The organism is Brevundimonas sp. BR2-1, assembly GCF_037626195.1.
Taxonomy (GTDB): Bacteria; Pseudomonadota; Alphaproteobacteria; order Caulobacterales; family Caulobacteraceae; genus Brevundimonas.
Genome location: NZ_JARKMV010000001.1, coordinates 928,949 through 946,788, shown reverse-complemented (window position 1 = coordinate 946,788; position 17,840 = coordinate 928,949). Strand labels below are relative to the sequence as shown.

The following is a 17,840-nucleotide window of genomic DNA, read 5'->3' as shown; positions in this document are numbered from 1 at the left end:
TCAGGCCCCGACGATCTACGCCGCGCGGCGCAGGGCGGCGGCGGACTTGACGAACAGGCCCTTGCGGCCGGCCACCGCGCGGAAGGCGATGCTGTCGCCGTCGGGCTGTTCATCGGGACCGAGGAACAGGCAGCCGTCGTCGACGAGCCGGCGTTCCAGGTTGTCGAACATATCGCGGCGGCGGGCCGGATCGGCGTCGCCCAGCACATGGCGGCAGAAGATGACGTCGAAGCGGTGATCGTCGGTCGGGGCGTCGGCCAGGTTGGCGCGGGCGAAGTGGACGGTGGCGCGCAGCTCGGCCTTGGCGATCCAGGCGTCCTCGACCTGATCGAACCAGCGCAGCATGGTTTCGGCCTTGAGCCCGCGCTGGATTTCGAAGCCGGTGTAGGCGCCGGACCGGGCCTTTTCGAGCGCGCGTTGCGACAGGTCGGTGGCGATGATCTCGACGGCGACGTGGGCTTCCTGGGCCGCGATAGCGAGCGACCAGGCCTCCTGGCCGGTGGAGCAGCCTGCGGACCAGATTTTAACGGGCTGGTCGCCGCGGGCCTTGCCCAGCGCGGGCAGCAGTTCCTGGGCGAGGGTGTCGAAACTGGTGCGGTCGCGGCGGAACCAGGTCTCGGGATTCAGCAGGGCCTCGATCACCGCCCAGCCGAGGGAGGCGACGGGTTTGGCCCATAGAGAGGCCAGCATGGCGTCGACGCTGTCGAACCCTTCGCGCCGGGCGACCGGGCCCAGACGGTGTTCGGCCAGCTTCATCCGGTCGCGCGTCAGCCTGAACCCCGCGCGCGAGGCCATCAGGTTCTGCAGGCGATCGAAGTCCTCCGGCGTCATCGGATCAGACGGCCCCCACTTCGGCGAATTTGGAGGTCAGGATCTCGCCGTCGAACGGCTTCATCACATAGTCGTCGGCGCCGGCGGACAGGGCTTCGGCGATGCGTTCGGCGCGGGTCTCGATGGTGCAGAACAGGACCTTGGGCGCCATGCCGCCGGGCAGGGCGCGCAGGCGGCGCAGGAAGGTCATGCCGTCCATGACGGGCATCGACCAGTCCAGCAGAATGACCTCGGGAATCACCCCGCCGCAAAAGGCGAGGGCCTCGGAGCCGTCGGCGGCCTCGTCGACCTCGAATCCGAGTCCTTCCACGATGCGGCGCGCGACCTTGCGGATGATCCGGCTGTCGTCGACGATCAGACAGGTTCTGGGGGTCAAGTTCGGGTTCCGGTACTGCGCCGCACAACGCTCGCGTGTGCCGCCTGTCTATAGTCGCCCCGAGCCGGTTAATGAGTCCTTGGGAAACCGGCTTAAGCCTCAGTTAGGCATGCGGGCGGTGAGGATAACCCGGCCTTCCTCGGCCTGGACGTCCAGCGAGCCGCCGGCGTCGTGCGCCGTCAGCCACAGCCAGTAGGGTTGGATCCACTGGCCCGGCAGGCCCTCGCTGAGGGGCTGTCCGGCCAGACCCGAGACGGCCTCGGCCTTGAGGCGGGCGCGATTGCCCTCGGCCTGGCCCTCGATGATCAGGTCGCCGCCCTCGCGCCGGGTGGAGACCACCGCGGTTCCGCCTGACGGCAGGGCGGCCATGGCCAGATAGGCCAGGTTCACCAGCGCGCGCGACTGGGCCTTGGAATAGCTGGCGTCCTCGGCCTTCCAGTCCAGGGTCGCGCGGCCGCCCTCGGTCAGGCCCGCCACCAGCTCGCCCAATTCGGAGCCCGAGAAGCGCTCGGCCGAGGTGGCGGCGCCGAAGGCTACGCGCGCGAACGAGACCAGGGCGACCATCTTCTTCGCGCTGGCCTCGATCAGGCCCATGGCGTCATCCCGCATGTCCTGGGCCGAGGGGTCCTTGAGCAGGTCGAGGCCGGAACTGATCGCGCCGGCCGGGCTGATGAAGTCATGGCACAGCTTTCCGGCGATCAGGGCGGCGAGCGCCTGGCCGTCCGGCAGGGCGGTAGTGGTGTCGGTCATAGGGCCCCGGGGGCAACAGTCGATATCAGGTGCGAACGCTGACCTGATTTGCCGGTTCGCGAAACCGTCCGGATGCTCTAATCCCCGCGCCATGATCAAGCGACTGACCGCCGACCTCAAGTCCGGCGCCCTGACCGAGGCCCTGGCCGACATCGCCGAGGACGCCGCCCGCGTCATCCTGCCGTACTGGCGCAACGGCGTGACGGCCGCGGCCAAGGCCGACGACAGCCCCGTCACCCAGGCCGACACGGAGGCCGAGGCCCTGATCCTGACCCGGCTGGAGGCCTTGTATCCCGGGGTCCAGACCGTCGCCGAGGAGGCTGTCGCCGCCCGGGGCGCGCCGGCCGAAGCCGCAGAATGGTTCTGGCTGATCGATCCGCTGGACGGCACGCGCGGCTTCGTCGAGGGACGTGAGAGCTTCACCGTCAACATCGCCCTGATCCACAAGGGCGCGCCCGTGGCCGGCGTGGTGACGGCCCCGGCCACGGCCACCACCTGGCGTAGCGGTCCGGCAAAGGGCGGCGCCTTCCGCCGCCGTTTCGGCGAGGGCTGGCAGGCAATCAAGGTTCGCAACCGGCCCGCGTCTCCCATGGCCGTGATGAGCCACAGCATGACGGACGCGGAGGCCGAGCGCCTCGCCTCGCGGCACGGCTGCGTGCAGTGGCAGGGGACGGATTCGTCGCTCAAATTCTGCCTGATCGCCGAGGGACGGTTCGACGCCTATCCACGCACGGGCCCGACGTCCGAATGGGACACGGCGGCCGGACAGGCGGTGCTGGAAGCGGCCGGCGGACGGGTGATGGGCGAGGACGGCCAGCCCCTGCGCTACGGCAAGCCCTGTTTCGCCAACGGCGGGTTCGTGGCGCTGGGGGGCTAGGCGCGCCTAGAGACTGACCTTCTCGGGCATGGCCAGCATGGCCCGTTCGAGCAGGGCGGGCGCGCCCCATTCGCGGGCGGTCTCCATCGCCTCGGCCAGCATCAGGCCGATCGCGCGGGGCTCGACCCCCATCAGCCGCCCCTTTGCCATGGCCAGCCGCGCCATGCCGATCTGGTCGGCGGCCCAGTCCAGGGGGCGCGCGGCGCGGGCCGTCAGGCGCTGACGAACGGTGGTCTCGAGCCCGATCAGGCCCGCGAGGTCGCCCACGTTCTCGGCCAGATCGATTTCGGTCGCCAGTCGGCGCTCGCGGGACAGGGCGCCCAGGACCAGACCCGGTTCGCGGGTCAGGGCTTCGGCCTGGGCCAGCAGGGCCATCGGCGTTTCACCCGGCGTTTGAACCAGTTGCACAGCGACCCAGTCCAGCGGGCTGTGATCCGGAGTGAACTGGTCTGCGGCGGCGGCGAAAAGGGCCCGTCCCTGCTCTGCGGCGGCGTCGTTCCCGGCCAGCCTGGCCAAGGCTATCAGGCCCGCGCCGGCCAGGGCCAGGGCCCGGGCGCGGGTCAGGGGGCGGTAGTCGGGCGAAGCGGCCTCGACCAGCACGCGCAAGTCGCGGCCGGCCTGATCCAGCAGCCGACCGTCGCGCCGGGCGACCCCGGCTTCAAGCGACAGGGCGGCGCGGTCCAGCATCAGCTCGTCCCCCATGGCCTGAGGCAGGCCCCGGGCCCCATGGACGGCGGCGTCCAGCAGGGCTGCTGCGTCCAGCATGGCGGACGGCTCGCCGGACAGCCGCGCCCGCCGCGCCGTCAGCCGGGCGTGCAGCGCCGCCGCGGCCGACTGGATGGCGGGGCGTTCGGCGGACACGGACTGGACGTCGGCCACGGCGGCCGCAAGCGTCTCGGGGCCGCCGAACAGGTCGAAATGCAACAGGTGGATTTCGCCGGCCTCGATGGAGGCGGCGGCGGTCTGATCAGGTGTGGTCGTATGCCTGGCCGCGTCGCAGGCGGCGGCGGTCGCGCGGTCCAGGCTGGAGCGCCGGCCGGTGCGCCGGGCGTGCTCGCGCCACAGGGCCGAGGCGCGCATCCAGCCGGCGAAGGGACGGGTGCAGGAGACGCGACCCGCGTCGATCGCCTCGCGCCGGGCCTCGACCTCGACGAGATCGGCGCCGATCAACTCCAGCCAGCCGAGGTCGTCGCTTTCGCGTGCCTTGTCGAACAGCTTTCTCAGATCCCTGCCGAATTCGAACATAGGTCAGGCGCTCCGGTCGTCCCGCTTCGGGACCGAAAAGGCGTCCCGGAGCTGCAGGATGCAAACGCAGAGCCGCGCAGGGAGTTCGACAGGGTGGTTAACGTCAATCCGCGGCGGCCACCCCTTGCCGTTCCGCGATCTCCGTGAGCAGGCGGCGGCCCCACTCCACGCTGGCCCCTCCGTGCGGATTGTTGACGATGGGCGTCAGCAGGGTGACCGCATCGCCGTAATGGCCGCTTTCCATCATGGCGATCGCCGCGTCGCCCCGGATCGACATGACCTGGGGCGCATAGTTCACCGCCATGATCCAGGTCTGCAGGTCGTTGGCGGTGGGATAGTCCGACGCGTTGCGCCGGATCCGCGCCAGGGCGGCGTAGACACGATAGTCGGTCGGGTCGGATTCGAAGGCGCGCCGAAGATAGCCTTGAGCGAGGCGGCGCTGACGCATGCCTTCGGCTGCGTCCGTCGCGACATCGCCGCGTTCCTCGACGATATCGGCCAGAAGCAGCAGGCCCTCGACATTGTCGGCCTGAAGCTCGATCGCCCGGTTCAGGGCGGTCTCCGCGGCGGCGGCGTCGCCCCAAAGCCTCTCCGCCCGGCCCAGTGCGACGAGGGCGAGGGGATCATCGGGGAACCGGGCCGCAGCCGTTTGCAGGGCTTGAAGAAGCGCCGGGCCGTCGACGTCCTCCGGATTCGGCGCACGCGCGTTGACGCTGCGAAGAAGGACCGCGTCGGCCGCCGGCGAAAGGGTTGTCACCGTCATCGCCGGTGCGAGGGGCGGAATGTTGATCTTCGCGTAGTTCATGGGCCGGTTGAGGTAGGCGCGCAGCTGGGTGCTCAGCTGTTCGGGCGTCATTCCGAAGGTCGCCTGCCATGCCTCGACGGGGTCCTGACCGCCGTTGACGGCGGCGACATAGGCGGCCACGCCACGCGCGCGTTCCGGATCGGCGAGCAGCCAGTGGGTGAGCGCCCATGACTGCGCGTAGTACATCTCGATCGCCGTCTGCCCGTCGATGTCGAACGAGCCTTTCGCTCTCAACAGGGTTTCCATGGGGAGCCAGCGGTTCCGCTGGAGGGAGTACTGGCGGCCCGGATGGGGCAGGCCGAAAGACGCGCTTCCCCCCGCCGACACCGTGGCCGTGGCGAAATACTCAGCGAACCCCTCGCTCAGCCATCCGGGGTGTTCGCCGCTGCTGTTCTTGGCCATGAAGTGGTGGCTGTACTCATGCAGCAGGATGTCGTCGTCGCGGCCCCGGATGAGGATGGCGAAGATGTCGTTGTCGCTGCTCGAATAATAGCCGTCGAACCCCTCGGGCAGGGTGGGCAGGGCCAGGCGCAGCGCCCGGTCGTCCGAGACCAGATAGACGGGCAGCTTGCGGATGTTGTCATCCTGGGCGCCGCCGAAACGCGACCTGAGCAGGGCGTCGAAACGCTCCAGCTTGGCGGTGTAGTCGCGCAGAGTCCGTTCCGTGCCGTCGCTGTAGACAATGAAATGCGGACTTTCGGCGCGACGCCATTCGGCGACAGCCGCAACCGGCGACAGGGCGCTCACCGCGAGCGCGACAAGAAGATAGCGAACAACTGACGGCAAAACGGAACTCCCCCCGGAATGTTCGTCATCCTAAGCCCGGTTTGCGCCATGTGGTCCAGCCGCGGGTTGCCCGCAAACGCAACTTCCGGACCGCGCGCCTTGCCCCCGCGTGGGGCGGATCAGGTCGCCGGCGCGGACGCCGTACTGGCGCGGGCCCCGGCGATCCGGTCGAGAATGCGCCGGAGCCGTTCCGGGACCTCCCCGCCGTGCGGGTCGTTGGCGACCGGCAGAATGACCTGTTCCGCCTCGTCGACGAGGCCGTGCCGCAGCATCGCCTCGGCGGTCACGGCGCGGTTGCTGGCGACTTCGGGCGCGATGGCGACGGCGCGTCGCCACAGTTCGACGTCGTTTTCGGTCGGATAGTCCGGGGCGAAACGCCGGCTGTAGGCGATGTTCTGATAGATGCGGTTGTCGCCGGGGTCCGCCGCATAGGCGCGGGCGAGAAAGCCCCGAGCCTGACGGTACAGGCGCTCGCGTTCTTCCGGATCGGTCAGCCTGTCGCCGGCCGTGATCCGCGCGTCGGCCATCAGCAGCAACAGCTCCGTATTGGCCGGGTCGGCGTCCAGCAGGGGCTGGACGGCCCGTTCCGCCGCGGCGGGATCGCCCCAGCGCAGCTCGACATGCGCCAGCATCGACTGCGCCAGGACGTCGCCCGGATGATCCGCGGCCGCCTTGCGCGCGCGGGCCAGCATGTCAGGCCCCTGGTCGGCGGGGCCGCCGTTTCTCGCATTGACGTCCAGCAGCAGGACCTCGTCCGCGCTGTCCGGCAGCGTCGTGACGGCGAGGGCCGGCTCGGCGGAACCCACGTCCAGTTCGGCGTAGCGCGGACCGGCGGTGAGATAGGCCCTCAGTGTCTGGCCCAGCTGTTCCGCGTCCATCCCGAAATGCGTCTGCAGGGCCGTATCGCGCGATGCGCCGCCGGCGGTGTCGCGCAGATAGCCTTCCATTCGCCGGCGCCGCTCGGGCTCGGTCAGTATCCAGTGCATGAGCAGCCATGATTGGGCGTAGAAGGCCGAGGTCTCGCGCCGGTCCTCGAAGCTGAAACGCCCCGCGAGCACCTGATCCATGGGCAGCCAGCGGAGGTTGTTCAGGACCTGGACGTTGGAGAGGGGGCTCTTGCCCAGGGTGGCGCGACCGGATGGCGTGACGGTCGCGGTGCTGAAGAATTCGGCGAACCCTTCCCGGAACCACGCCGGATAGGCACCCGGGAAGTTGCGGTACATGAAGTGGTGTCCGTACTCATGCCGCAGGGTCTCATCGCCGCTGGCCCTGACCGCCACGGCCCGGACATCCCGGAAGTTGGCGGAATAGAAACCCGAGATCCGCTCCGGCAGTTCCGGTTCCGCCGCTTCCAGTTCACGCCGGTTGCGGACGACGTAGACCGGCAGCTTCCGCCCGCCTTCGACGTCGGGCAGGGCGAAGGTGGTGCGCATCAACTGGTCGAGACGCTCCAGCTCGATGGCGTCATCGCGCAGGTCACGCTCGAAACCGTTGCTGTGGACGATGAAATGCTTCGTCTCGGCCTTACGCCATTCGGCGTGGGCCAGTCCGGGGATGGCGACCGCCGCTGCGGCCACGAGAGCGACCCGCAGGCCGGACACACGACTGAAGACGCTCATCGATTCCCTCATGCAACCGGATGCAGATAACCGGTCTCCATGACAGGTTGTCCAGAGGCGTCAGCCGCGTTCCTTGGTCCTGGTGAAGGCCACGACGGGGAACCGCTCCATGACGTAGCCGGTCTCCCAGCTCGACTTGGCCAGGAAGACGGGGTCGTCATCGATGTCTCGGGCCATCTGGCCGCGGTATTTGCCCATGAAGTCCTCGAGATCGGCCTTCGTCCCGCCGATCCAGCGCGCCTCGGCCCAGGGCGAGGGCTCGAAGATGACCTCCAGCCCGTATTCCTCGCCCAGACGGTCGGCCATGACCTCGAACTGCAGCTGGCCGACGGCGCCGACGATGAAGTCCGAGCCCATCTCGGGGCGGAACAGCTGGGTGACGCCCTCCTCGGCCAGACCGTCCAGCGCCTTCTTCAGGTGTTTGGCCTTGAGCGGATCCTTGACCCGCACGCGCTGGAGGATTTCCGGAGCGAAGTTCGGCAGGCCGGCGAAGCGGATCAGGCCGCTCTCCGACAGGCTGTCGCCTACGCGCAGGACGCCGTGGTTGGGAATGCCGATGACGTCGCCGGCGTAGGCGTCGTCGGCCAGTTCGCGGTCCGAGGCGAAGAACATGATGGGAGCGTTCACCGAGAGCTGTTTGCCGGTGTTCTGGACCTTCAACTTCATGCCGCGCTGGAACTTGCCCGAGGCCATGCGGAACATGGCGATGCGGTCGCGGTGGTTGGGGTCCATATTGGCCTGGACCTTGAAGACGAAGCCGGTGACCTCGGCCGAGCCCGGCTGGACGATCTCTTCGACAGGGTCGGCGGCGTTGCGGGTTCCTGCAGGCGGGCCCTTGCGGGCCTTCATCACCTTGGGCGGCGGGGCCCATTCGCCGATCGCGGCCAGCAGTTCGTCGATGCCGAAATGGCGCAGGGCCGAGCCCCACAGCACGGGGGTCATGTGGCCCTCGAGGAAGGACTGGCGGTCGAAGGCCGGGTAACCGCCTTCGACCAGTTCCCGGGCCTCCAGCAGCGCCTCGTGCTCGCCTTCCTCGAAATACTGCGCGGCGTCGGCCAGGGGCAGGGCGGCGGGGTGAGGCACGTCCTCGGCCGAGCCGGCGGGCTTGCGGGCGTAGGGCTGGAACCGCCCCGTGCCCATCTCGACCATGCCGCGCAGGCGGTTGCCGCTCTGGGCCGGCCACCAGATGGGTGCGGGATCGAGCTGCAGGCGGCTGGCGATCTCGTCCAGCAGGGCCATCGGATCCTGGGCCTCGCGGTCCAGCTTGTTGATGAAGGTGATGATCGGAATGTCGCGCAGACGGCAGACCTCAAACAGCTTCAGCGTCTGCGGCTCGATGCCCTTGGCGGCGTCCAGCACCATGATGGCGCAGTCGGCGGCGGTCAGGGTCCGGTAGGTGTCTTCGGAAAAGTCCTCGTGCCCGGGCGTGTCGAGCAGGTTGAACATCTTCCCGTCGTGCTCGAACGTCATGACCGAGGCGCTGACCGAGATGCCGCGCTCCTTCTCGATCTTCATCCAGTCGGACTGGGTGCGCCGGTTCTCCCCGCGCGCGCGTACGGCCCCGGCCGCGCGGATGGCGCCGCCGGCCAGCAGGATATGCTCGGTCAGCGTGGTCTTGCCGGCGTCGGGGTGCGCGATGATGGCGAAGGTCCTGCGGCGCAGGGCTTCGTCTTGCAGGGTCAGTTTCGACATGTTCGATCCGTTGGGCCGCGCGAGTTAGCGCGGACCGGTCCGAAAGTCACCCGCCAGCGAATAGCCCCTCGCCAAACAGGGCTTTTGGAGTCATCGTCCGGTCCGGCGAGACGTCCCGGTCACGCAACCGGACGCCGCCCTTGGAAACGCAAGGAACGGTCATGGCTCCGAACCCCGCAGACCTGCCCCCGCCTCACACGGGCCCGCATCCCGCCGTCAGCCTCATCGCCGGCTTCGGCGTCATCGTGCTGGGCGCGACCGTGGTCCACGTGCTGTTCAACGCCGTGTTCTAAGGGTTCGCCCCGGATCAAACACGTGGACGGGGCTGTCCCGATGACCTTCCACAAGTACTAGAGCGCGGGCTCTGGCTCCTGGTCGACGTCCGCATTCCCCCCGGTCGCGAGTGCGATGGCGGCGAGCATGGTTCGGGCGCGGACGCGGTCGGCGCCGGGGTGGGGCGCGTTGGCGACCGGATCGAGCATCGTCTTCGCCGCACCCCACTGGGACCGGGCCATATAGACCTCGGCCAGCCTCAGCCGGTTCTCGTCTGCCTGGGGAGCAAGGGCGGTGGCGACCTCCAGGGTCGATATGTCGTTGGCGGTGGGATAGCCCGGCTGCCCGCGCCGCGTGTCGTTCAGACCCAGATAGATGCGGAAGTCCAGCGGCCTGTGTTCCATGGCCTGGCCCAGATAGCTACTGGCGAGGCGGCGCCGGGAATTCGCGTTCTCCGACTCCGGCTCCGCCCTGACCTCGTCCATCAGGAGCGCCGCGGCGATGCGCAGCGCGTCTGCGTCCGTGGATGTGTCCGACAAGAGGGGCTGCAGCGCCGCCAGGCCCGCCGCCGGATCGCCCTTCAACCGATGCGCGCGGGCCGCTACCAGCATCGCCATGCGCTGACCCGGGCGGCGCGCCGCCGCCGCGAGGGCGTCGGTGATCAGTTCAGCGCGGTGTCGGGCCGCGTCGCGGGCCATCTGGGCCCTTCGCCCCTCTGAGCGCGGGTCGTCGGGGTCGTTGTCGGGCGGGACCACCAAGGGCGTGTCATCCAGTCGGATGTCGTACCAGACCAGGGCGCCCTCCTCCGCGGCCAAGGTCGAAATCGCGACCTCGGGCATCGGGATATCGATCTGGAGCGTATAATAGTTGATGCGCCCCAGAAAGTAGCGGCGCATGTCAGCCTGGAGTTCGATCGCGGGTCGCCCGGTCGCCTCCTGCATGGCCGTGACGGGGTCCGCTCCGCGGATCACGGCGTTCAGATACTGGCTCAACATCTGCCGCCGTTCGGGCGTGCTCATCAGATAGTGGGTCAGCGCCCAGGACTGGGCGTAGTAGTCGAACAGGCGGGCCCGCCCGGATTGACTGATCCGCCATTTCAGCACGTCGGCCAAGGGCGCCCATTCGTTGGCCCCCAGCTGCGTGAACAGCATCATCCGCCCGCGATCTTCCCGTCCAACCTCGATCTTGTCGGCTTCCATGACGACCGTGGAATAGTATTCGGCAAAACCCTCCACGAACCACGACGGATAGGCCACGGCCGACATCTGGAACATGAAATGGTGCGCGTATTCGTGGAACAGTGTGCCCAGCGCCTCCGGGTTCGAGATGTTGGTCACAGTGTAGATGCGACCCGCGTCGGCGGAGTAGAAGCCGGCGATGCTCTCTGAGCCGTCGGGAAGGATGCGGCGCATATCCCGAGCGCCGTCCGCCAGATAGATTTCGAGCTTTGGAATCTGGACGTCGCTCTGGATCGGATAATAGGTCCGCAGAAGGGCGTCGAAACGTTCGATCTTGGTAGCGTAGGCGCGCAGGGTGCGTTCGGACACGTCGCCGTGGAGAATGAAGTGCGCAGTCTCCGCGCGTCGCCACTCAGCCCGCGCAGGCGCGGCCGCGAAGACGGTCAAGGTCGCGACGGCCAGAACGGCCGCCTTCAGAATGGTCAGAATACGCATCAGCCCCCCGGCTCCCGGCCCAGGTCGCAACCCTAACGTGGGAGGTCTTTGCTGTTCAAGCGAACAGTCTACGCGCGTCAGGCGGCGAGACGCATCCACACGGCCTTGTCGGCGGCGACCGCGTCCAGCTTGCCCTGGGAGGCTCGGGTCTTGAGCTGGCGCATGACGGGGGCGGGCAGGGCGCAGAACTGAGGCTCGACGAGCGAGGGGTCGCAGCCGGCGGCGGGCGCGGCGAACAGGGCGGCGTTGACCTCGGGCGACCGGTCGTGGATCAGCCAGGCCAGGCGGCGGGCGCGCTGCGGATCGTTCTGGTGCATCAACGGGTCTTCGGCGAACAGTTCGCAACCCAGTTCCAGAACATAGTCCAGATCCAGGTTCTCGAACCGGCGCGCGTCGCCGGGCGTGACCGGCGAGGCCTCATCCAGATCGAACACAACGTCGTTGAGAAGAAAGAGCATCGACAACACCCACCATCGCCGGGCTCGTTTCCCGGCCCGTTACAGGTGACCATAGGGGGGGCGACTTGCGGTTCCGTTCCCGAACGCGGTTAAGTATTTCGCACCGTCGGCGGCGACGTTAACCCTCCGGTTTCCATGCCGGGCCGAAATCAGGCGGCGACCTTCTCGGTGATGAAGTGCCGGCCCTCGCGGTCCTCGATCTCGACCACCCAGATGTCAGGGTCGTAGCCGGCCTGGCGCTGGATCCAGGCGTCCAGTTCGCTTTCGAACTCGCTCTCGACCGGCTGGATCCACAGACGGTCGCCGTCGGGGCCGAACGCCTCACTATAGAGTCTGGCGCGGCGCGAGGAGGTGTCGAACGCCTTGACGATAACCGTGCCCGCGCGGGCGTCGCCCCTGCGCGCGACGGTGGCGAAGGCCCCCGCCAGCTCGGCGCGGCGGATCAGGGCGGACACCCAAAGGTCGCTGGATAGAAGCATTTTGATAACCGTGCCCGGAAACCGTACCGGAACGCATGGCGCGTAATGTGCGCCTCATGACGATAGGCCGAACCGCACTGAAGACCAAAGCCGCGTTGCTCGCCGCCGCCGTTCTGTGCGCGCCGGACGCGGCCTTGGCCGGTCCGGCCGACACCTATTACGAGCGCGCCTTCATGGTCGCCGCGGACCAGCGCTGCGGCCTGTTCGACGCGCGCATCGATGCGGCTCTCGGGGCTGCGACGGCCCAGGCCCGGGGCGCCGCCCTGCGTTCCGGCGCCGCCGAGGCCGAACTGAGCGCCACCGCCGCCCGCGCCCGTTCGCGCGCCCACGCCGTTTCCTGTCAGGATCCGCAACTGGCGACCGTGAAGGGCCGCATCGACGACGCCTTCTCGGGCTGGCTGCGGACGCCGCGTATGACCTTCCCGGGCGAGCGCGCCAACTGGACCGCCAACCGCATGCGCACCACCGGCGCGGTCTGGCGGTTGCAGCAGACCTCGATCGTGGGCGCCTCTCCCGTCGCCTTCGGCTATGCAGGTCAGGGCGATGCGTCGAACCTGGTCGCGGTGGTCAGTTTCGTCGGGCGCTCGCGTCCCACCGGGGCGCGGATCGTGCTGCGCGATCCGAACAAGATTCCGCGCGCCTGGCTGGCCGGCGACGGTCTGGCTCCCGCGTCCTCGCGCGCCAGTCTGTGGGCCGCGGGCGTTGCGCCCGCCGAACGTGAGCTGCTGGCCGAAGGCCGCCGGGCCGGCGAGGTCTGGCGCTTTCCGGCCTCGACCGCGGCTGCGCTGGAGCGGCTGGACCCGCGCGAGACCTTCGCCGTCGAATTCCATTTCCGCGACGGCAGCGTGGCCACCGCCAGGTTCGAGGCCGGAGACTTCGCCGCCGGCCGCGCCTTCCTTGCGATGGGAATGCTCTAGGGCCTCAGGCCCCGTTCTTCATCGGCATGGGAATGATCTCGGCTCCCCCTTCCGGGGCCGGGGCGCGGGCGACCAGAGCGACCGGCAGCCGGACCGTCACAGCCGTGCCCTCGCCGAGCGTGCTGTCGATGCTCATCCGGCCGCCATGCAGTTCGGCGAAGGCGCGGACCAGCGACAGGCCCAGACCCGTGCCCTGACGGCGCTGCTCGATCTCGCCGGCCTGTTCGAACGGTCGGCCGAGACGGCGCACGTCCTCGGGTGCGATGCCAACGCCCGTGTCCGCGACGACGACCTCCAGATAGGGGCCGATGGCCTCGACGGTGACGGTGATGGTCCCGCCGGGCGGGGTGAATTTCACCGCATTGGACAGCAGGTTGAGGGTGATCTGTTTCAGCGCGCGCCGGTCCGCCGAGACCTCGACCGGATCGCCCGGCAGGACACTGGACAGGCTCACGCCCTTGTCGTCGGCGTTGACCCGGACCAGGGCCATGGCTGCGGACACCGTCTCGCGGGCGTCGAACCGCTCCAGCGTCAGGGCGTAGCGCTCGGCCTCGATCTTGGCGACGTCCAGCAGGTCGTTGATCAGGTCCAGCAGATGGCCGCCGGCCTGGTGGATGTTCTCGGCGTATTCGCCGTAGCGGTCGGGCAGGGGGCCGAAGATCCGCTGGCGCATGATGTCCGAGAAACCGAGCACGGCGTTCAGCGGGGTGCGCAGTTCGTGGCTCATATTGGCGAGGAAGCGGGTCTTGCCGGCCTCGCGGGCCTCAGCCTCGTTGCGGGCGACCTCAAGGCCCAGTTCGCGGGCGTACTGGGCCGTGCCGTCGAAAATCTGTGCAACCAGCCGCGCGCCCGACGCATCGTCGAGGCGGCGGACGATCATCTGGGCCCGGCGGTCCAGCGCCGTGCGGGGCGCGAACATCGCCGAGCCGTCCTGACCGCCCATGGCCCGCTCCATGGCGCCCAGAACACGGGGGCGGTCGGGGGCGTGGACCGCGGCGACGAGGCCGCTCTCGAACAGGGGATCGACTGGCAGATAGGCGGGCGGGGCGCCATAGGCGGCCACCACCCGGCCGGAAGGCTCGAGGATCAGCATCAGACCGGGCTGGGCGGCCAGCAGGGTTTCGATCCGGGCGGTTTCCGCTTCAGCGGTTTCCAGTCGCCGTTCGCGCTGACGCCACGACAGGCGCACGGCCAGGGCCGCGGCGCCCGCGGTCAGCAGGGCCGAGATCGCCGCCAGCGCTGGCAGGTGCGGACCCGGTACGCCCAGCCATGCCGACAGCAGGCCGGCCACGGCGGCGAGGCCGACGGCCAGCGCCCCGGCCTGGACCGGCCGGGTTCCGCCCAGGGCGATGCCCGCCGCCAGCGGCAGGAAGACGAAGCCGGTCAGAGGCCCGGTGAGGCCGCCCGACAGCGCGGCGGACAGGAAGGCGGCCAGACCCCAGACGCCCAGCAACATCATCCGCTCGCCCGCGCCGTCCCGGCGCAGCAGGCCCAGACCCGTCAGGCCCGGGACCACCATGGACAGGACGCCGTAGAAGACCGGTCCGTCGACGCCGCCGATCCATCGTCCGCCCAGCGCGAGCAGGGCGGCGGCCACGGCCCAGCCGGCGTGCCAAGCGGCCAGCGCGGGGCGGTCGCCCCGGTCAGGGTCGATGGCGGGCCGGAGGTCTGGGCGGGCGGACTGGATCAAGGGCGCGACAGGAGGAGGCCGGGATTCCGGCGGCCGTCCAGCCTAGCGTCGCGGGTGAGTCGTCCAAAGCACGCACGCGTTCCAGGCGACTGCCGCCGCCCGGCCAGAGCGCTTTTCCGGGGACAGGTCGCAAGGTTGTCGTTAACGTCGGCCGGGCCTATTTGCCGCGCATGACGCCGCATCCCTCAATCGACGAGACCCTGGCCGAACTGGTGGAGGAGTTCGACCTCCTGGGCGACTGGGAGGGCCGGATCGAATACGTCATCGAGCTCGGCAAGGATCTGGCGGCCCTCCCGGACGAGGATCGGATCGACACGAACAGGGTCCCGGGCTGCGCCGCCCAGGTCTGGCTGGCGGTGAGGCGGCATGACGACCGGCTGACCTTCCTCGCCGACAGCGACAGCGCCCTGTCGAAGGGCAATATCGCCCTGCTGCTGAAACTGTATTCGGATCGTCGGCCGGACGAAATCCTGGCCTTCGACGCCCGCGCGGCCCTTGACCGGCTGGGGCTGCCATCCGCCCTGACGCGTCAGCGCGCCAACGGCCTGAACGCCATGGTGGGACGGATCCGCGAGGCCGCGGCGGCCTCGGCTCAGAAGTAGGAGCCGGTTATCGTCATGGTCGGGAGCTGATCCGCGGGCTCTGCGACCTCGACGGAAAGGCTCTGCTCGTCGGGCCGGGGCGTCCGGCGCTCCCAGCGTCGGGGATTGTCCGGCGAGAAAGACCAGCGATCCGGATCGCCGAAGGCGCGGCGGCCCAGATCGGCCAACTCTCGCGCGCTGGCGTGCCGTGAAGACATGGTGCAGCTGGCGGCGTAGACCGAACTATCGCCCCGTTCGATGGTCCCCTCCTCGATGCGGATGCGCCAGTTTCCGTCCGAGGAGATCAGATTGACCTCCGACGCCCAGTCGTCCAGCGGCGCATTGTCTCCGATCGGCCGGCGGTATCCGAGATCCCGCGCGGCGCGGATCGATTTCTCGAAGCTCCGGGCCCGGGTGGCGTAGGGCAGGCAGACCTCTGTGAGCGTGCGCGCCACCAGAAGCTCCTGCGCGACGGCGGGAGTGCCGATCAGGCACAGGCTCGCCGCTGCGGCGCAAACAACAAACTTCAACTCTATCCCCGGTTCGCCGACCGTCTGAACACGGTCTGCCGCATGTGTGAGACGCCGCGTCGCCCCCGCGGCTGAAGGGTCCCTCTTAGGGCGGAAGCCTTTGGGGCAATAGTTACGAGGTTGTAACGTCAGGGCGCGCGCGCTCCGTCGGTCAACCGATACGATAGTGATCGGCCAGTGCGGCGAGGCCGGTCTTCAGCAAGGCCTTGCCGCGGCGACGGCCAAGGCCGAGGCCCCGTTCGGCCGCCTGCAGGGCGGAGGCGCGGATGCATATAGCCTCGACCATGCCGCGCGCCGATCCGCAGGCTGCGAGCGCCGCCTCCACGCGGGCCCCGGCCGCCATCGCCGATGCGCCGGGACCCGCCCGGCCCGAAGCACCGCCCCCGGCGCCCGACCGCGGCAAGGCGTCCCATCGCATGGTGACCGACGGTCCGCGCGCCGCCGCCTCGGCGTCGTGGTTCAGGCGGTCGGCCGCCGCGATCTCGCGGGGGGCCAGCCAGGGGCGGCCGCCCGCATCCTTGCGGCGCGCCAGCCAGACAATGGCGGACTGACCCAGGTTGGCGCGGCGCGAGACGACCTGGCCGTTGTCCTCCATCACCGCGCGGACGCCCTCGATCACGCCGGGACGGCCTGGCTCCGGCGAGGCAAGAGCCGGAGTCCGGGCGCCGCCGCGCGCCACCCAGCCCCCGCCCGCCCGGATTTTCAGCCCGGGGTTTCCGGCCAGGTCCCGAAATTCGGCTTCGCCGACGGTCAGAAGAACCCGCGCGCGCCGATCCCGGCCCACCCTCAGGGCATAGCCGCCGGGCGCGGCCTCGATCCAGCCGCCGGGTCGGGCCAGAAGGCGGCGGGCCCGGGCCGTCTCGCCCTTCATGCCGGCACCTCGCACAGGGGGGCGTCCAGCACCTCGCGCACGCAACGCTCCAGCCTGTCCAGCATGGCGTCGAGAGTGGGGCGGTCACGCTCGTCTTCGGCCCAACGACAGGCCGCCGCGGCCGTGGCGCGGTTCAGCCCGAAGGCGTGGGCGACCCGCTCCAGCGGCCAGCCGAAAGTGACATAGGACAGATACATGGCCAGCCGGCGGGCGCGGCACTCTGCCCCGCCGAGCCGGGCTTGCGCACGAATCCGCTCGGCCGCCACACCCGTGGCTGCCGCCACCAGCTGGATCGCCAGGCCGGCGCGAATGCGGTCCTCGTCGGTGACCGGCACCCGATACGTCTCGTTCATTCGAATATCCTCCCATCATCCTGTCGGACGCCAGCCGTTCATCGGCGACGCTCGGCGATAGGAATATAATCCTGACATACGTCGATTTCGGACGTAGGCCCGCAGCCGGAGCGGGACGCGGGCGAGAAAATTCGTCCGCTTGACTCAGGACTCTCGACGGCGATTCGCAAATCAGCCTACGATTCGCCTCAGTGGGGTGTTGTTAACCTTTCTTAAGTTTTTACTCGGTTAACTCCCGAACAAGGTTACCCGGCATCGGGTGTCGGGACTTACTGTCAAGCTTTGCCTGGAGGGGCATCAATGCGCGTTCTGCTTATCGAAGACGATCACGCGACCGCGCAGAGCATCGAGTTGATGCTGAAGTCGGAAGGCTTCAACGTCTACACGACCGACCTCGGCGAAGAGGGCATCGATCTCGGCAAGATCTACGATTACGACCTGATCCTGCTCGACCTCAACCTGCCCGACATGAACGGTCTTGAGGTTCTGCGTCAGCTGCGCGTCGGCAAGGTCAACACGCCTGTGATGATCCTGTCCGGAACCTCGGAGATCGAGACCAAGGTCAAGACCTTCGGCGGCGGCGCCGACGACTATATGACCAAGCCCTTCCACAAGGACGAGCTGATCGCGCGCACCCACGCCGTGGTTCGCCGCTCGAAGGGACACGCCCAGGCCATCATCCACACCGGCGAGATCGCGGTGAACCTGGACGGCAAGACGGTCGAGGTGCACGGCCACCGCGTCCATCTGACAGGCAAGGAATACCAGATGCTGGAGCTGCTCTCGCTCCGCAAGGGCACCACCCTGACCAAGGAAATGTTCCTGAACCACCTGTACGGCGGCATGGACGAGCCCGAGCTGAAGATCATCGACGTCTTCATCTGCAAGCTGCGCAAGAAGCTGGCGACGGCGGCGGGCGGCAAACACTACATCGAGACCGTCTGGGGCCGCGGCTATGTGCTGCGCGACCCGTCGGAAACCGCCGCCCCGGCCCCGGTCAGCGCCGCGGCCTGATCGACCGAAGAACCCGACAA

General features: G+C 69.0%; 19 protein-coding genes. 5 read left to right on the top strand and 14 right to left on the bottom strand.

The features are described from left to right. Window positions 1–15: 15 nt before the first annotated feature. The 3 genes from BrevBR_RS04825 to chpT form a co-directional block, all read right to left on the bottom strand. Window positions 16–831: a CheR family methyltransferase gene (locus tag BrevBR_RS04825; RefSeq protein WP_340000119.1), complete on the bottom strand. Its 816-nt coding sequence runs from the start codon at window positions 829–831 to the stop codon at window positions 16–18. A 4-nt stretch (window positions 832–835) separates the two neighbouring features. Further along, window positions 836–1,207, bottom strand: a complete 372-nt coding sequence (locus BrevBR_RS04820) for a response regulator (protein WP_292098782.1) — start codon at window positions 1,205–1,207, stop codon at window positions 836–838. A 99-nt stretch (window positions 1,208–1,306) separates the two neighbouring features. Further along, window positions 1,307–1,957, bottom strand: coding sequence for a histidine phosphotransferase ChpT (chpT, locus tag BrevBR_RS04815; RefSeq protein WP_340000118.1), 651 nt, complete (start codon window positions 1,955–1,957; stop codon window positions 1,307–1,309). Between the two features lie 91 nt (window positions 1,958–2,048). Here chpT and cysQ point away from each other — a divergent pair, with 91 nt between their 5' ends. Beyond that, a complete protein-coding gene (gene cysQ / locus BrevBR_RS04810) occupies window positions 2,049–2,834 on the top strand; it encodes a 3'(2'),5'-bisphosphate nucleotidase CysQ (RefSeq protein ID WP_340000117.1) in 786 nt (261 codons plus the stop codon). Between the two features lie 6 nt (window positions 2,835–2,840). On the opposite strand, the gene BrevBR_RS04805 is transcribed toward cysQ, so the two are convergent. The 4 genes from BrevBR_RS04805 to BrevBR_RS04790 all read right to left on the bottom strand — a co-directional run bounded on the left by BrevBR_RS04805 (window position 2,841) and on the right by BrevBR_RS04790 (window position 8,981). After that, window positions 2,841–4,079, bottom strand: coding sequence for a hypothetical protein (locus tag BrevBR_RS04805; protein ID WP_340000116.1), 1,239 nt, complete (start codon window positions 4,077–4,079; stop codon window positions 2,841–2,843). A gap of 103 nt (window positions 4,080–4,182) precedes the next feature. Further along, window positions 4,183–5,670: a hypothetical protein gene (locus BrevBR_RS04800; RefSeq protein WP_340000115.1), complete on the bottom strand. Its 1,488-nt coding sequence runs from the start codon at window positions 5,668–5,670 to the stop codon at window positions 4,183–4,185. 119 nt (window positions 5,671–5,789) lie between these two features. Further along, on the bottom strand, window positions 5,790–7,289 hold the full coding sequence (locus BrevBR_RS04795) for a DUF1570 domain-containing protein (protein ID WP_340000114.1): 1,500 nt from the start codon (window positions 7,287–7,289) through the stop codon (window positions 5,790–5,792). A 60-nt stretch (window positions 7,290–7,349) separates the two neighbouring features. Continuing rightward, window positions 7,350–8,981, bottom strand: coding sequence for a peptide chain release factor 3 (locus tag BrevBR_RS04790; RefSeq protein WP_332639637.1), 1,632 nt, complete (start codon window positions 8,979–8,981; stop codon window positions 7,350–7,352). A gap of 161 nt (window positions 8,982–9,142) precedes the next feature. Here BrevBR_RS04790 and BrevBR_RS04785 point away from each other — a divergent pair, with 161 nt between their 5' ends. Beyond that, the gene (locus BrevBR_RS04785; protein WP_340000113.1) at window positions 9,143–9,274 is read left to right on the top strand and encodes a hypothetical protein; all 132 of its coding nucleotides are present in this window, start codon (window positions 9,143–9,145) and stop codon (window positions 9,272–9,274) included. A 57-nt stretch (window positions 9,275–9,331) separates the two neighbouring features. Here the strand turns inward: BrevBR_RS04785 and BrevBR_RS04780 are convergent, their stop codons facing one another. The 3 genes from BrevBR_RS04780 to BrevBR_RS04770 all read right to left on the bottom strand — a co-directional run bounded on the left by BrevBR_RS04780 (window position 9,332) and on the right by BrevBR_RS04770 (window position 11,864). After that, the gene (locus BrevBR_RS04780) at window positions 9,332–10,927 is read right to left on the bottom strand and encodes a DUF1570 domain-containing protein (protein WP_332639635.1); all 1,596 of its coding nucleotides are present in this window, start codon (window positions 10,925–10,927) and stop codon (window positions 9,332–9,334) included. A 77-nt stretch (window positions 10,928–11,004) separates the two neighbouring features. Continuing rightward, window positions 11,005–11,385 carry a hypothetical protein gene (locus BrevBR_RS04775; RefSeq protein ID WP_332639634.1) on the bottom strand — a complete coding sequence of 127 codons (381 nt, stop codon included), beginning with the start codon at window positions 11,383–11,385 and terminating at the stop codon, window positions 11,005–11,007. Window positions 11,386–11,534: 149 nt separating this feature from the next. Next, a complete protein-coding gene (locus tag BrevBR_RS04770; protein ID WP_332639633.1) occupies window positions 11,535–11,864 on the bottom strand; it encodes a DUF1491 family protein in 330 nt (109 codons plus the stop codon). 56 nt (window positions 11,865–11,920) lie between these two features. On the opposite strand from BrevBR_RS04770, the gene BrevBR_RS04765 reads away from it, so the two are divergent. Beyond that, window positions 11,921–12,781, top strand: coding sequence for a hypothetical protein (locus tag BrevBR_RS04765; protein WP_340000112.1), 861 nt, complete (start codon window positions 11,921–11,923; stop codon window positions 12,779–12,781). Between the two features lie 4 nt (window positions 12,782–12,785). Here BrevBR_RS04765 and BrevBR_RS04760 read toward each other — a convergent pair whose 3' ends face one another. Further along, on the bottom strand, window positions 12,786–14,471 hold the full coding sequence (locus BrevBR_RS04760; protein WP_332639631.1) for a sensor histidine kinase: 1,686 nt from the start codon (window positions 14,469–14,471) through the stop codon (window positions 12,786–12,788). A 170-nt stretch (window positions 14,472–14,641) separates the two neighbouring features. On the opposite strand from BrevBR_RS04760, the gene BrevBR_RS04755 reads away from it, so the two are divergent. Then, window positions 14,642–15,073, top strand: a complete 432-nt coding sequence (locus BrevBR_RS04755; protein WP_332639630.1) for a SufE family protein — start codon at window positions 14,642–14,644, stop codon at window positions 15,071–15,073. Here BrevBR_RS04755 and BrevBR_RS04750 read toward each other — a convergent pair. From BrevBR_RS04750 to BrevBR_RS04740, 3 genes are all read right to left on the bottom strand, one after another. Next, window positions 15,064–15,582 carry a hypothetical protein gene (locus BrevBR_RS04750; RefSeq protein ID WP_340000111.1) on the bottom strand — a complete coding sequence of 173 codons (519 nt, stop codon included), beginning with the start codon at window positions 15,580–15,582 and terminating at the stop codon, window positions 15,064–15,066. The two genes, BrevBR_RS04755 and BrevBR_RS04750, sit on opposite strands and share 10 nt — an antisense overlap. A gap of 151 nt (window positions 15,583–15,733) precedes the next feature. Further along, window positions 15,734–16,453 (bottom strand): DUF6456 domain-containing protein, encoded by a 720-nt coding sequence (locus tag BrevBR_RS04745; protein ID WP_340000110.1) that lies wholly within the window; start codon window positions 16,451–16,453, stop codon window positions 15,734–15,736. Then, a complete protein-coding gene (locus BrevBR_RS04740; protein ID WP_332639627.1) occupies window positions 16,450–16,806 on the bottom strand; it encodes a chromosomal replication initiator DnaA in 357 nt (118 codons plus the stop codon). Before BrevBR_RS04740 ends, BrevBR_RS04745 begins: the two co-directional genes overlap by 4 nt. A 300-nt stretch (window positions 16,807–17,106) precedes the next feature. On the opposite strand from BrevBR_RS04740, the gene ctrA reads away from it, so the two are divergent. Continuing rightward, entirely contained in the window at window positions 17,107–17,820 is a 714-nt protein-coding gene (ctrA, locus tag BrevBR_RS04735; protein ID WP_055827964.1) for a response regulator transcription factor CtrA, read from the top strand. Window positions 17,821–17,840: the final 20 nt, after the last annotated feature.

Bases quoted from the DNA above. Each gene is read 5' to 3' on its own strand.
- ctrA (WP_055827964.1), top strand. From the start codon at position 17,107: ATGCGCGTTCTGCTTATCGAAGACGATCACGCGACCGCGCAGAGCATC.
- BrevBR_RS04780 (WP_332639635.1), bottom strand. From the start codon at position 10,927: ATGCGTATTCTGACCATTCTGAAGGCGGCCGTTCTGGCCGTCGCGACC.
- BrevBR_RS04755 (WP_332639630.1), top strand. From the start codon at position 14,642: ATGACGCCGCATCCCTCAATCGACGAGACCCTGGCCGAACTGGTGGAG.
- BrevBR_RS04765 (WP_340000112.1), top strand. From the start codon at position 11,921: ATGACGATAGGCCGAACCGCACTGAAGACCAAAGCCGCGTTGCTCGCC.
- BrevBR_RS04785 (WP_340000113.1), top strand. From the start codon at position 9,143: ATGGCTCCGAACCCCGCAGACCTGCCCCCGCCTCACACGGGCCCGCAT.
- BrevBR_RS04805 (WP_340000116.1), bottom strand. From the start codon at position 4,079: ATGTTCGAATTCGGCAGGGATCTGAGAAAGCTGTTCGACAAGGCACGC.
- chpT (WP_340000118.1), bottom strand. From the start codon at position 1,957: ATGACCGACACCACTACCGCCCTGCCGGACGGCCAGGCGCTCGCCGCC.
- BrevBR_RS04795 (WP_340000114.1), bottom strand. From the start codon at position 7,289: ATGAGCGTCTTCAGTCGTGTGTCCGGCCTGCGGGTCGCTCTCGTGGCC.
- BrevBR_RS04745 (WP_340000110.1), bottom strand. From the start codon at position 16,453: ATGAAGGGCGAGACGGCCCGGGCCCGCCGCCTTCTGGCCCGACCCGGC.
- BrevBR_RS04770 (WP_332639633.1), bottom strand. From the start codon at position 11,864: ATGCTTCTATCCAGCGACCTTTGGGTGTCCGCCCTGATCCGCCGCGCC.
- BrevBR_RS04775 (WP_332639634.1), bottom strand. From the start codon at position 11,385: ATGCTCTTTCTTCTCAACGACGTTGTGTTCGATCTGGATGAGGCCTCG.
- cysQ (WP_340000117.1), top strand. From the start codon at position 2,049: ATGATCAAGCGACTGACCGCCGACCTCAAGTCCGGCGCCCTGACCGAG.
- BrevBR_RS04740 (WP_332639627.1), bottom strand. From the start codon at position 16,806: ATGAACGAGACGTATCGGGTGCCGGTCACCGACGAGGACCGCATTCGC.
- BrevBR_RS04790 (WP_332639637.1), bottom strand. From the start codon at position 8,981: ATGTCGAAACTGACCCTGCAAGACGAAGCCCTGCGCCGCAGGACCTTC.
- BrevBR_RS04825 (WP_340000119.1), bottom strand. From the start codon at position 831: ATGACGCCGGAGGACTTCGATCGCCTGCAGAACCTGATGGCCTCGCGC.